Consider the following 12,723-nt stretch of genomic DNA (forward strand, 5'->3'; position numbering starts at 1 on the left):
GCGGGGCGAGCACCCCCCTGCCCGCCCCGTGGGTGTCGCGGGGCCGCGTTACCCAGAGGGGGGGGGGGGGGGCGCCGCGCGCCCCCCCCCCACGCTCGGGCACAGAGCGGGAGGCCGCGGTCTGTGTGGGGTTGTTCATGACGTCCTTCGCCGAGTCTCCGACGCGGTCAGTTCGTGGCGGCGGACGCTGCCTTCTGGGCCTCCGCGAACGCCTCCTGCGGGGTCTTCGAACCGCTGAGGGCGCTCTGCACCCCGGTCCACATCGGCTGCGAGATCTTGGGGTACTTGGTGCCGAGGTCGTCGCTCGTGCGGCCCTTCGCCGCCTTCACCGCGTCGACCCACACTTTCAGGTCGGCCGTCGCGGCCACCTGCTTGGCCTGAACCTCCGCCGTGGGGGCGATGTAGGACAGCGTGGTGGTCGTGGTGAGCGAGTTGTCGGCGCTGGTCAGGCAGCTCACCAGCTTCTGGGAGACGACGTAGCGTCCGGCGTCCTTCTGCACCGGCACGCTGACGAACTCGCCACCGGTCGGTGCGGGCGCGGTGGCGCCGTCGGCGGCCGGGATCGGGATGATGCCGTACTCGAAGCCGGCCTCCTTGGCGTTGGCCAGCTGCCAGGTACCGTTCTCGGCGAAGGCGTAGTCCCCGGTCGCGAACTCCTGCCAGCTGGTGGTCTGGGTGTTGTTGATGACCGAGTTGGGGGCGTAGCCCTTCTTCAGCCAGTCGGTCCACAGCGCCAGGGCGGAGACGGCCTGCGGGGAGTCGAGCTGGGTGAGGTTCGCGCCGGAGCCCCAGAACCAGGGCAGGAACTGGAAGCTGCCCTCCTCGGTGCCGATGGCGGAGAAGGTGATGCCCTTCTTGCCGGCGTCCTTCACCTTGGCCAGCGCGGCGGTGAGCGAGGCCCAGTCCTTCACGGTGTCGATGTCGACGTCGGCCTCTTTCAGCACCGCCTTGTTGTAGTAGAGCGCGAGGGTGTTCGCCCCGATGGGGATCCCGTAGGTCTTGCCGCCGCTCTGGCCCGCCGCGAGGAGGTTGGGGTCGATCGCCGAGGTGTCGATCTTCGCCTCCTCGGTCGTGCTGAGCACTCCGGCCTCGGCCAGCGTCGAGACCACCGGGTTGTCCACGATCAGCACGTCCGGGGAGTTGCCCTGCTGGGCGGCGAGGAGGGCCTTGTTCGTCAGGTCGCTGGTGTCGTAACCGGTCCTGGTGACCGAGACTCCCGCGTCGGTGCCGCACTTGGTGAGCAGTTTCACCCACTCGGAGGTGCCGTCGAACTGCGGATACGGATCCCAGATCGTGTAGGTGCCACCGGAGGCGTCGGCGGAGGTTCCGCCGGAAGGGTCGTCGGAGGACGAACACGCGGCCAGACCGCTCGTGAGCACGAAGATCACCAGGCTCATTCCGGCGCCGCGCCGCCCCCATTCCGCTGATCTCATCGGGTCTTCCTTCCGCCAACGGACTTTTCCGGATTGTTTCGATCTCGTGTCGAATCGATTTGTCGAACCGATTCGATGAACATAGGCCCCACCGGGACGAAGGTCAATGGGGTGCCTGGACCGACATGCATGGCCCCCGAGGGTTTCTGCCCGCCTCCACCCGCCCCTCAGGGCGGGACATCGGAGGCCCGTACGCCACGTCGTTCACATGGCGTGTCCGGCCGCTTTCCCCGGGTGAACCGATTCGACCTATCATGTGTCTGTGTCGACCCGGATTTTTGAGGAGTCTCGATGAACATCGGGGAGATCGCCCGGCGGGCAGGGGTATCGCGGAGCACGGTGTCCTACGCGCTCAGCGGCAAACGCTCGCTGTCGGAACAGACCCGGCGACGCATCCAGGACGTCATCGACGAGCTCGGTTACCGGCCCAACGCCAGCGCCCGGGCGCTGAAGGAGGGCCGCACCCGCACGCTGGGCCTGGTCATCCCACCGGCCAGCCAGCGGCTCACCGACATGCAGCTGGGATTCGTGGCCAGCGTGGTCGACGCCGCGGCCCGGGCCGACCTCGACGTCCTGCTCTCGCCGTCCGGCGGCGAGCACGACCGCTCCTTCGAGCGGGTCGTCACCGGCAGCCGGGTGGACGGGATCATCCTGATGGAGATCCGGTTGCGGGACGACAGGGTCACCCGGCTCCAGCAGACCGGCCTGCCGTTCGTCGGCATCGGCCGTACCGCCGAGCCCGAGGACATGTGCTGGGTGGACGTCGACTACGAGACGCTGATCTCCCGATGCGTGCAGCATCTGGCCGATCTCGGGCACCGGCACATCGCGCTGGTCAACCGCTCCGCCGAACTCGTCGCCGCCGGTTACGGGCCGGGCCACCGCGCCCAGGCGGGCTTCGCCAGGACCATCGCCGAACGTGGCCTGACAGGCGTCGAACTGTGCTGCGCCGACGACGCCTCAGCGGGGCACACGTGCGTGGAGCGGCTTTTGGCCGACCACCCCGAGGTGACCGCTCTGGCCACCATCAACGAGGCCGCGCTCCCCGGCGTCTACCGGGCCCTGCGGCACGCCGGTCTGGAGATCCCCCGGGACTTCTCCGTCACCGGCGTCGCGGCCCAGCACTGGGCCGAGAACCTCCACCCGCCCCTCACCGCGGCCGACGTCCCCGCCGACCAGCTCGGCGCCCACGCCGTCGACCTGCTCATCCAGCGCATCGCCAACTCCGAAACCCCGGTCCGGCACCTTCTCCTCGCTCCCCCGATCTCCCTGCGCTTCACGACCGCCCCCGCCCCGCGCCGCTCCGCCGACGGGGCCGCATCCTGAGGACTCTCTGACGACACCGCCGTGAATCTCGCGGCGCCCGGTTCGGCGCCCGGCCGGATCGGCGGGTTCCGGCAACGGGCGGGAGACGAGGTCGGAGGACGACAGCGTCCACGACCTGGGCGAACGGGCTCGGCTGGACGGACGCCGTACGTGACGCGTCATCGCTTCGGGGAAGACCGCGCGGCCGCGACGAACGACGACCGGTGAAATCGACAAACGGCGAAGTTCGGGAAATCACCCACTACCTGCCACTCTCAACGTATAGCGCACCGGGGGGCTTGCGGCAAGACCCGGGTCTTGCCGCAGAATCATGGCCCGAGGCCGGAACCCGGGGAGATCAGGGGTCCGCGAAGTACGCGTTCTTCGCCGATCGACGTACGGGTCATGCGAGACGCCGGACCACCGGTGGAACTCGCGGTGCGGTCGCGGGCACCCGGCGCGAGGACGCGGGTGTGCGCGCCGCCGGACCACGCGGAGCAGCCGGCCGAAAAGCGAACTCTGTCGAATGGGGGATCTTCATGATCGACGTGACCATCGCCGGTGGCGGGCCGACCGGCCTGATGCTCGCCGCCGAGTTGCGGCTGCACGGGGTGCGCGTGCTCGTGCTGGAGAAGGAGGCGGAGCCGGCCGGGTATGTCCGCGCGCTCGGCCTGCACGTGCGCAGCATCGAGGTGATGGACCAGCGTGGCCTGCTGGAGAGGTTCCTCGCGCACGGCAGGAAGCACCCGCTCGGCGGTTTCTTCGCCGGCCTCGCCAAGCCCGCGCCCGACCGGCTGGACACCACGCATCCCTACGTCCTCGGCATCCCGCAGCCCGTCACCGATCGCCTGCTGGCCGAGCGTGCCACCGAGCTCGGCGCGGAGATCCGGCGCGGCCACGAGCTGGTCGGGCTGAGCCAGGACGAGGACGGGGTGACCGCCGAGCTGGCCGACGGCACGCGGCTGCGCTCGCGCTACCTCGTCGGCTGCGACGGTGGCCGCAGCACGGTGCGCAGGCTGCTCGGTGTCGCCTTCCCCGGCGAGCCCTCCAGGAACGACACGCTGCTGGGCGAGATGGAGGTGGGCGTGCCGCCGGAGACGGTCGCCGCCGTGGTCACCGAGGTCCGCAGGACCAACCTGCGGTTCGGCCTCGGCCCCTTCGGGGAAGGCGTGTACCGCGTCGTCGTTCCGGCCGAGGGGGTGGTCGAGGACCGCTCGGCCCCGCCGTCGCTGGAGGAGTTCAGGCGACAGCTGCGGGTCTTCTCCGGCACCGACTTCGGCGTGCACTCACCGCGCTGGCTGTCTCGCTTCGGTGACGCCACCCGGCAGGCGGAGCGTTACCGGACCGGCCGGGTGCTGCTGGCCGGTGACGCGGCGCACATCCACCCCCCGGTCGGCGGACAGGGGCTCAACCTCGGCATCCAGGACGCGTTCAACCTCGGCTGGAAGCTGGCCGCCGAGGTCGGCGGCTGGGCACCGGAAGGACTGCTGGACAGCTACCACACCGAACGGCACCCGGTGGCCGCCGACGTGCTGGACAACACCCGCGCCCAGATGGAGCTGTTGTCCACCGAGCCCGGCCCTCGCTCCGTACGCCGCCTGTTGTCGGAACTGATGGACTTCGAGGAGGTGAACCGGTATCTCATCGAAAAAATCGTCGCGATCGGGATTCGCTACGACTTCGGCGGGGGGCACGAACTGCTCGGCCGGCGGATGCGGGACGTGGCGCTGAAGAACGGTCGTCTCTACGAGTTGACGCACGAAGGTCGCGGGTTGCTGCTCGACCAGACCGGCCGGCTCTCGGTGGCGGGCTGGGAGGACCGGGTCGACCACGTCGTCGACGGCGGCGAGGAGTTGGACGTGCCCGCCGTGCTGCTGCGGCCGGACGGCCACGTGGCGTGGGTCGGCGAGGACCAGCAGGAACTGCTCGGCGGGCTGTCCAGGTGGTTCGGCGCCGCCGGCTGAGCGTGCGGTCCCGGCGCCCGGGACAACCGGCTCGGCTCCCGAGTTCCGTTCTCACCGGGAGTCGGCCACGGCGTCGCGCCCGGCTCCCGCCCCGGGTGGCCGATCTCCCGCACCGGTCACCCGGGGCGGGAGCCGGGCGTGTTCCGGCGGGGGCGGTGACTACGCACTCGCCGGTGGGTTCGTACGCACTTCCGCTGATGGCAACCCGCTCATCCGTCGCAAGAATGGCGCTACCCGGCAAAAAAGGGTCGATCACCACTTGATGCCAGGCTCAAGCCACTCGGGAGACAGATGAGATACGAACTGCTCGGGCCGCTGCAACTGGTGGACGAGAGAACGCGCACGGTCAACGCGCCCAAGGTGGAGACCTTGCTGGCCACCCTGCTGATCCGCGCGAACCAGCCGGTCTCGACGGATGAGCTGATCGACGAGTTGTGGGGGAACGAGCCGCCCCGGCGGGCTCGTGCCGCGCTGCACGTCTACATCTCCCACCTGCGCAAGAATTTCGTCCAGCCGGCGGTCGAGGGCGCGACGATCCGGACCCACGCGCAGGGATACCTGCTGGAGGTCGAGAGGTCGTCGGTCGACGTGTTCCTCCTGCGGGCCCTGCACGCCGAGGCGCGGGCCGTACCGGAGAGCGAGCCCGAGCGGGCGCTGGAGGTCTCCGCCGCAGCGGCCGGCCTGTTTCGCGGGCCGGTCCTGGCGGGGATCAACAACGGGCTCATTGTGGGTACCTTCGCCCGGTGGGCGGAGGAGGTGCGACTGGAGTGCCTGGAGACGGTCGCGCGCTGCTCGCTGCGGCTCGGCAGGCACCGGGAGCTGATCGGTGACCTGTCGGCGTGGGTCGAGGAGTACCCGCTGAACGAGAACCTCCGCGAGCACCTCATGCTGGCCCTCTACCGCTCCGGCCGGAGGGCAGAGGCGCTGGAGGTCTTCCAGTCCGCCCGGCAGGCGCTGCGGGAGGAACTCGGCCTCGATCCGCGCAGGACGATGCGCAGGCTGCAGTTCGCGATCCTCGAGGCGGACACCGACTACGCGATCGCGGGCTGATGCCTCCGGCACCGTCCCCCTCGCGGGACGGTGCCGGAGCTCACCTCCCGCTCAGCCCTGGGCCGCGGCCCGGCGCGCCCCGGGACCGAACCAGAAGAGCAGCGCCACCGCCAGTGCCAGCACGATCGCCGCGCAGGCCCAGACGAACACCGACGAGATGTTCGCCGCGATGCCACCGCCTCCTTCGGTGAACGGGATCAGCAGGGCCGCCAGGCCCAGTGACCCTCCGACGGTCAGTGCCGTCTGCAGCAGGCCCGCGGTGACGCCCGCGTACTCGGGCGGGGCGGTGGTCAGAATGATCATGTTGAACGGGATGATGGCGACTCCGACGCCGAGTCCCATGACGACGAGCGCCGGGAGCACACCGGTCAGGTAGGTGCTGCCGGCGTCGAGGCGGGTCAGCCAGGCCACCCCGGCCAGCACCACGACCAGGCCGAGCACCGCTCGGGTCTGCAGGCTCACGCTCGCGATGTGCTTGGTGAGCAGCTGGGTGACGACGAGCAGCGCCAGGCCGAAGGGGAGGATGGCCAGCCCACTGCGCAGCGCGTCCAGCCCGAGCACACCCTGCAGGTACTGGACCAGATAGATCAGGAAACCGGTGAGCACCGCCGCGAGCAGCAGCAGGCACAGCAAGGCTCCGGCCCTCTGCCTGCCGGCGAAGACCACCAGCGGCAGAAGCGGCTCCTCGGTGCGCCGGTCCCATATCAGCAGCGCCGCCGCCAGCAGGACCGCCGCCGCGAGTGAGCTCAGCGCGCCGGTGTCGCCCCAGCCGCTCTCGGCGGCGCGCACCAGCCCGTAGACGGCGGCGGTGACGGCTGCGGTACCCAGCAGGGCGCTCGGCAGGCCGAGCGGGCGCGGCCGGGTGGCCTCGTCACGCAGACCCAGCACCTTGACGGAGACGGCGATGATGAGCAGGCCGATGGGCACGTTGACCAGCAGGCTCCAGCGCCAGTCCCCCGCCCAGGTCAGCACACCGCCCAGGACCATGCCGGCGGAGGCCCCCAGGCCGGTGACGGTGGAGTACAGGCCGAAGGCGCGCTGGCGGCGCTCTCCTTCGAAGACGATCGCGAGCAGCGCCAGGCCGGTCGGGCCGGCGATCGCCGCGCCGGCCCCCTGCAGGACCCGGCCGACCAGCAGGACCTCCAGGTTGGGCGCGAGACCGGCGAGCAGCGAGGCCACGACGACCAGCCCGATTCCGGCGAGGAAGACCCGGCGGTGGCCGAGCACGTCACCGAGCCGGCCCGCGAGCAACAGGAGACCTCCGAAGGCGAGGAGGAAACCGTTCGGCACCCACGACCCACCGGTGATCGAGAGTCCCAGGTCGGACTGCAGGGTCGGCAGCGCGACGTTCACGATGGTGCCGTCGAGCTGCAACATGAACTCCGCGCCGACGATCGCGGTGAGCGTGAGCGCCCACGGCCGGGCAGGGGCCTCCCTGGCCGGAATCCCGTCGGAGACGCTGTCGGTACTCATGGAACCTCCAATACCGATCGCCCGGACACATACTGAGGCATCCTCAGGTTAGAGGCCGGAACTATACTGAGGACGTCTCAGCTTGGATGAGAAGAGTCAAGCTGAGGCTGCCTCAGGATGTCAAGCGGGAGGTTCGATGACGACCGGCACGCCCCACATCGCCCAGCGCCCCAAACGCGCCGACGGCCGGCGCAACTACGACGCGATCCTGGCCGCGGCCCGCAAGGCGTTCGAGGCCGACGGCTCCGAGGCGTCCCTGGAGAACATCGCCGCCCAGGCCGGCGTGGCGATCGGCACGCTGTACCGGCACTTCCCCGTCCGCGCCTCCCTGGTGGAGGCCGCCACCAGGGACGGGCTGGCCGATCTCGTCGCCCACGCCGAGCGACTGCTCTCCTCCCCCGACCCGCTGGGGGCCCTGGCGGAGTGGATGGAGCGGGCGGTGCGGCACTTCAGCACCTTCCGAGGACTGGTCGGCATCCTCGCGCAGAGCATGTACGACGAGGGGACCCCCTCGTACGCCATGTGCAACGCGATGCATCACGGCGGCGCGGACCTGCTTCGCGCCGCACAGGCCGCCGGCCTGGTACGCGCCGATCTGACCCCCGGCGAACTGTTCGACCTGCTCAGCGGTGCCGCCTGGGTGCGCGAGCAGTCCCTGCCGGACAGGGACGACAGCCCTCGCCTCCTGCGCCTCGTCCTGGAGGGGATCACCACACGCGACCACCGGTCCTGAGCGGGCCCGCGACCGGACCACCCATCCCCTCGACGGCGGGCGACCGGCCTCCCGCACGCCCCATCGGCGACAGGTGGTGATAAAAACCAACTAATTAGGTAGGCTAATAGTGGTTATCGCCGGATCAGGGGACCGGCAGCAGAACCTCGCAAACCGTCACCACAGGAAACACCGGCCCGTACGCACAAGGAAGCGCGGCCAGGGCCACCCGCCGTCTTTCCTTCACGAACGCCTGGGGTCTTCACAGAGATGAGTTCGCACGAAGAGAGCCTCTCCGACACCGCTTCCGTCGCCGTGGTACGCACCGCCGAACTGGACAGACTGCAGCACCTGACCTGGGAACCAGGAGGCGAGGGGCGCCTCGTCGCCGTGTTCGGCGAACCGGGGGCCGGCAAGACGCACCTGCTCTCCGCACTCGTGCGGGACCGGCAGTGGACCGTCCTGCCCGCCGCCGTCTACCGCTGCTCGCGCGGCGACAGAGAGGGCACGATGAACAGCGTCAGGAGGATGCTGCGGCGTGCCCGGCTGTCCGCAGAACGCCATCAACCGCCGGGGGTGGCCGGCCTGTCACGGCACCGGCGGCAGCCGGACCGCGAGCTGGTGGTGATCGAGGACGCCCACCTCGCCGACGAGCGAACCATCCACGAACTGGCCGGGATCGCCGAAGGCGCCTCCCCGCCGCTGGTGGACGTGGTCGTGTCGCTGCGTCCCCGGCAGACGCCCGAGGCGCTGGCCGAGGCCGTCTCCCTCGGCGTGGCCTTCGGCCGCACCGCGCGCATCGAGCTGGCGCCGCTCGGCGACGAGCAGATGCTCGCCATGACGCCCGTCCCCGCTCCGTACGATCTTCGCCGTCGTAGCCGCGGCAACCCGTTCAGCCTCCGCGCCCTGCAGGCCCTCGACCACAGCACGTGGTCCGGAAGTGACACCGCCGTCGCCCCGTTCGAGTTCACCGTGCTCACCGAGGTCCGGGGCCTCACGCTGAACGAGCGCTACGTGCTGAACGCCGCGGCGATCCTGCGCTCGCGGTTCGACGTCGAACTGCTCGCCGAGATCGCCGAACTGGACGCGCTGGTGGTCTCCGCCGCCCTGCGCGGCCTGGTCCGGCGTGACCTGGTGCGGGTCGAGCCGATCGGCACACTGTTCTCCATCCGCGACGAGGTCTTCGGCACGCTGCTGCGCAGGACGATCGACCCCTGCTGGGCCACCCGCGCCCACCAGCGCGCCCTGGGCCTGCTCTCCGCCCGTGGCCAGGCCGGCAAGCAGCTCGGCTTCCACCTGGTCAGCTCGCTGTCACGGGTCCGCGCGAGCGAACTGGCGCGGATCGTGGACGCGTCCTACGAGATCATGGAGACGGACGTCGCCGAGTGCGTCTCCTGGCTCACACCGGTGATCGCCGAGGCACCCGTCTCCAGCGAGATCGGGATGCGCGCCCGGCTGGCACTGAGCACCGCGTTCGGGCGGATCGGGCGGATGACCGAGAGCCGGGACCTGCTCTTCCTGGTGCACGAGTCCGGTGGCTCGGTGGACCCGCTCACGCTGGCCGGGCAGGTCGCCTCCGTGTCGATGGTCGAGGCCGTGCTGAGCCAGGACGCGCAGACACTCGGCCTGCTCAACGAGTATCTCGCCCGGCAGGACCTGCGACGCTCACCGGTCTGGCCGCGGCTGGTGTTCGCGCGGGGTTTCCGCACGACCATGCTCGGCCGGATACCGGGCAGGGCCGAGCTGGAACAGGCCCTTCAGGTCGCCCGTACCGGCCGCGACGACCTCACCGCCGCGGGCCTGCTCGGTCTCCGGGCGCTGGAGGCGACCTTCTCCGGTGAGGTGGACCGGGCACTGGCCGACGCGACCGCCGCGGGCGAGACGCTGGACCGCGCCCCGGAGCACCTGGTGGCGTGTCACCTGGAGAGCCTGTTCGTGGTCGTCCTCGCCCATCTCTATCTGGGCCGCTACGTGGAGGCCCAGCGGCAGGTGCGGCGGGGCGTCGACGTCGCCCGCCACCGCCAGCGGATCTTCCTGCTCCCGGCGCTCCTGGTCCTGCTCAGTGAGGCCGAGCGCCACCTCGGGCAGCTCGAACAGGCCCGCGAGGCCGCCAACGCCGCCATCATCGAGTCCGGCCCTGACAACTCCCTGCGGCACACCCAGGCGGTCGCGCTCAAGTCCGCGGCCGAGGTCTGGATGCAGCCGGTGGGCAGCGGGAAGGCCAGGTCCCTCGCCCAGCAGGCACTGGCCAGGCAGTCACCGTCGCAGGCCAACGTCAACGGCAGCGCCTCGATCGCCGCGCTGACCCTCGCCAGATGCGCGTGGCTCGACGACGACCCCGCGCACTGCGTCGCCCTCCTGCTCAACGAGGGCAAGGGGTCCGAGCTGCGGACCATTCCGATGGCCTACCGCAACACCGCCTGGGAGATGCTGTGCGCCGCCGGAATGGACGCCGGCATGCCCCTGGACGGCTGGGTGCGCAACAGCCAGGAACACGCCCGTGCCGTTCCGATGCCGCACAACCTCGCCTACGCGGACCTCACCCGAGGGCATCTGCACCGCGTGCGGGGCTCGCTCGCCGAGGCGGCGAGGTGCTACCAGGACGCGGCCGATCGCTTCGCGTCGGCGGGAATGGGAATCGAGCAGTGCTACGCGCTGGGACAGGCCGCACGCGCGCTCGGCGAGCTGGGACACGCCGAACGGTCGTCCCGCACGGCCAGGCTCGCCGCCGAGATGGCACGCCGGTCAGGGGCGGCGACCATGCTCGACTGGCTCGGCAGGCAGACGAGCGGGCCGTCCGCCGCGGAACTCGAACCCGAGACCGGCCCCGTGGAGATGTTCGGCCGGCTCACGCACCGCGAGCGTGAGATCGCGCTGCTCATCTGCACGGGCATGAAGCGCCGCGAGATCGCCGACCGGCTCACCATCAGCATGCGGACCGTCGACGTTCACCTGACCCGGATCTACCGGAAGACCGGTGTCAGCTCCCGGATGGAACTCGCCCTGGCGACCCGGCGGAAAGCGGCCGGCCGCGACTACGCCACGCGCTTTTAGGACCACTTGAGCCGTTCTTTCTAATGTCGGTTCCTGCGAGCCTCCGCGTTCCGGACGGCGGCTCGGAATTCCGCCCAGGAGGCGACCATGGATTTCCGCGTGCTTTCCGCTCGGATCTCACCGGTGCTCGACACCGTGAACTCCTGGGCCCTGCCACTCGTGGCGGCGCCACCGGAAACCACCTCGGAAAGGGTCGGCGCCCTCGGCCGGCCGGGCCGGTCGCTGATTCTGCGCGATCTCACCGAGAAGGTCGTCGAATACCACTCCAGTAATCCCGACCCCACCGGGACGACGCCCACGGAGAAGGATTTCGCCACCGTGCGGCTTGAGATATTCGGCTCGGACGGCGAGCCGCTCGGCCACACCAGAGGGGCGGGCCGCATGCTCTACCGCCAGGAGCACGACGGCCATTTCATCGCCTACTTCGGGGAGGAGATCCGGCTGAACGACGGCAACGTCATCCGCTCGGGCGGCCTGGTCGACGACGCCCGGCTGACCGCCGGCGAGGCCGCCACCTTCCCCGCCGTCGTCGTCGCGGGGCCGCTGCGCGGCGCCATCGGGTTTCGCCAGTTCCGGCCGCTGGTCAAGGACGCCCACGACACCTACGAGTCGTCGATCGTCGTCTACCTGCGGTAACGGGACGGAGAACGCAGATGACCCTGACACGACTTCCCACGCGCAGGATCGGATCCCTCACCGTGGGCGCGCAGGGCCTCGGCTGCCTCGGCATGTCGGAGTTCTACGGCGCCACGGTGGAGGCCGAGTCGATCGCGACCATCCGGCGTGCCCTCGATCTCGGGGCGACACTGCTGGACACCGCCGACGTCTACGGCCACGGCGCCGGTGAGGAGCTCGTCGGCAAGGCCGTCGCCGGGCGGCGGGAGACGGCGATCGTGGCGACCAAGTTCGGCGTGGTGCGCCCCGGACCGGGCGTCGGCGCCGCCGTCCGAGGGGACGCCCGCTACGTCCGGCGCAGCTGTGAGGCCTCGCTGCGGCGGCTCGGCGTCGACCACATCGACCTGTTCTACCTCACCCGCGTCGACACCGAGGTCGGTGTCGAGGAGACCGTCGGCGCGATGGCCGAACTCGCCGCCGCGGGCAAGATCCGCGAGATCGGACTGTGCGAGGCGGGGCCAGAGACCATCCGGCGCGCCCACGCGGTGGCCCCGATCGCCGCGCTGCAGACCGAATGGTCGCTGTGGTCGCGAGACATCGAGCGCCGGATCGTGGCGACGTGCCGGGAGCTGGGCATCGCGCTGGTGCCGTACTCCCCGCTGGGCCGGGGCTTCCTCAGCGGCGCCATCCGTTCCTCCGAGCAGCTGGAGGAGGGCGACTTCCGGCGCTTCGGGCTGCCCCGGTTCGCCCCGGACAACCTGCCGCGCAACCTCGCCCTGGCCGACCGTCTCGTCGAGCTCGCCGCCTCGCTGCGGGTCACGGCGGCGCAACTGGCGCTGGCGTGGTTGCACCACCGGGGGCCGGACGTGATCCCCATTCCGGGAACGAGGCGTCGCGCCCATCTGGAGGAGAACATCGACGCCGCCTTCCTGAGCCTCACCCCGGCCGACCTGGCCGCCGTGGAGGCGGCCGTTCCCTCCGATGAGGTCTACGGGGAGCGCTGGAACGAGCACAGCATGCGGTTCGTCGACCGCTGAGGGACGGGACCGGTGTGGGGGGGGGGGGGGGGGGCGGCGGGGGGGTGGGGCGGGCCGCCGCGCGCCGCGGCGGCGGCGCG

At 70.8% G+C, this 12,723-nt stretch carries 9 protein-coding genes; 7 read left to right on the forward strand and 2 right to left on the reverse strand.

Annotation, left to right across the window (positions count from 1 at the left end; translation table 11 throughout):
• Positions 1-167 precede the first annotated feature (167 nt).
• Positions 168-1,433: a sugar ABC transporter substrate-binding protein gene (locus tag ABT352_RS39130; RefSeq protein WP_350950114.1), complete on the reverse strand. Its 1,266-nt coding sequence runs from the start codon at positions 1,431-1,433 to the stop codon at positions 168-170.
• Between the two features lie 291 nt (positions 1,434-1,724).
• On the opposite strand from ABT352_RS39130, the gene ABT352_RS39135 reads away from it, so the two are divergent.
• The 3 genes from ABT352_RS39135 (at position 1,725) to ABT352_RS39145 (ending at position 5,752) form a co-directional block, all read left to right on the forward strand.
• On the forward strand, positions 1,725-2,759 hold the full coding sequence (locus ABT352_RS39135) for a LacI family DNA-binding transcriptional regulator (protein WP_350950115.1): 1,035 nt from the start codon (positions 1,725-1,727) through the stop codon (positions 2,757-2,759).
• A 518-nt stretch (positions 2,760-3,277) separates the two neighbouring features.
• A complete protein-coding gene (gene rox, locus ABT352_RS39140) occupies positions 3,278-4,702 on the forward strand; it encodes a rifampin monooxygenase (RefSeq protein WP_350950116.1) in 1,425 nt (474 codons plus the stop codon).
• A gap of 291 nt (positions 4,703-4,993) precedes the next feature.
• On the forward strand, positions 4,994-5,752 hold the full coding sequence (locus ABT352_RS39145) for an AfsR/SARP family transcriptional regulator (RefSeq protein WP_350950117.1): 759 nt from the start codon (positions 4,994-4,996) through the stop codon (positions 5,750-5,752).
• 51 nt (positions 5,753-5,803) lie between these two features.
• Here the strand turns inward: ABT352_RS39145 and ABT352_RS39150 are convergent, their stop codons facing one another.
• Positions 5,804-7,225, reverse strand: coding sequence for an MFS transporter (locus tag ABT352_RS39150; protein WP_350950118.1), 1,422 nt, complete (start codon positions 7,223-7,225; stop codon positions 5,804-5,806).
• A 136-nt stretch (positions 7,226-7,361) separates the two neighbouring features.
• On the opposite strand from ABT352_RS39150, the gene ABT352_RS39155 reads away from it, so the two are divergent.
• The 4 genes from ABT352_RS39155 (at position 7,362) to ABT352_RS39170 (ending at position 12,643) form a co-directional block, all read left to right on the forward strand.
• Positions 7,362-7,958: a TetR/AcrR family transcriptional regulator gene (locus ABT352_RS39155; RefSeq protein WP_350950119.1), complete on the forward strand. Its 597-nt coding sequence runs from the start codon at positions 7,362-7,364 to the stop codon at positions 7,956-7,958.
• A 249-nt stretch (positions 7,959-8,207) separates the two neighbouring features.
• Complete coding sequence (locus ABT352_RS39160; protein ID WP_350950120.1) at positions 8,208-10,991, forward strand: helix-turn-helix transcriptional regulator; 2,784 nt, start codon at positions 8,208-8,210, stop codon at positions 10,989-10,991.
• Positions 10,992-11,078: 87 nt separating this feature from the next.
• The gene (locus ABT352_RS39165) at positions 11,079-11,627 is read left to right on the forward strand and encodes an allene oxide cyclase barrel-like domain-containing protein (protein ID WP_350950121.1); all 549 of its coding nucleotides are present in this window, start codon (positions 11,079-11,081) and stop codon (positions 11,625-11,627) included.
• 17 nt (positions 11,628-11,644) lie between these two features.
• Positions 11,645-12,643: an aldo/keto reductase gene (locus tag ABT352_RS39170; protein ID WP_350950122.1), complete on the forward strand. Its 999-nt coding sequence runs from the start codon at positions 11,645-11,647 to the stop codon at positions 12,641-12,643.
• Positions 12,644-12,723 lie beyond the last annotated feature (80 nt).

The sequence above is a fragment of the Streptosporangium sp. NPDC000563 genome (assembly GCF_040299985.1).
GTDB lineage: Bacteria > Actinomycetota > Actinomycetes > Streptosporangiales > Streptosporangiaceae > Streptosporangium.

What these genes read in the sequence shown, in the direction of transcription:
- ABT352_RS39155 (WP_350950119.1), top strand. Translation starts at nt 7,362, where the DNA reads ATGACGACCGGCACGCCCCACATCGCCCAGCGCCCCAAACGCGCCGAC.
- ABT352_RS39135 (WP_350950115.1), top strand. Translation starts at nt 1,725, where the DNA reads ATGAACATCGGGGAGATCGCCCGGCGGGCAGGGGTATCGCGGAGCACG.
- ABT352_RS39170 (WP_350950122.1), top strand. Translation starts at nt 11,645, where the DNA reads ATGACCCTGACACGACTTCCCACGCGCAGGATCGGATCCCTCACCGTG.
- ABT352_RS39150 (WP_350950118.1), bottom strand. Translation starts at nt 7,225, where the DNA reads ATGAGTACCGACAGCGTCTCCGACGGGATTCCGGCCAGGGAGGCCCCT.
- rox (WP_350950116.1), top strand. Translation starts at nt 3,278, where the DNA reads ATGATCGACGTGACCATCGCCGGTGGCGGGCCGACCGGCCTGATGCTC.
- ABT352_RS39165 (WP_350950121.1), top strand. Translation starts at nt 11,079, where the DNA reads ATGGATTTCCGCGTGCTTTCCGCTCGGATCTCACCGGTGCTCGACACC.
- ABT352_RS39160 (WP_350950120.1), top strand. Translation starts at nt 8,208, where the DNA reads ATGAGTTCGCACGAAGAGAGCCTCTCCGACACCGCTTCCGTCGCCGTG.
- ABT352_RS39130 (WP_350950114.1), bottom strand. Translation starts at nt 1,433, where the DNA reads ATGAGATCAGCGGAATGGGGGCGGCGCGGCGCCGGAATGAGCCTGGTG.
- ABT352_RS39145 (WP_350950117.1), top strand. Translation starts at nt 4,994, where the DNA reads ATGAGATACGAACTGCTCGGGCCGCTGCAACTGGTGGACGAGAGAACG.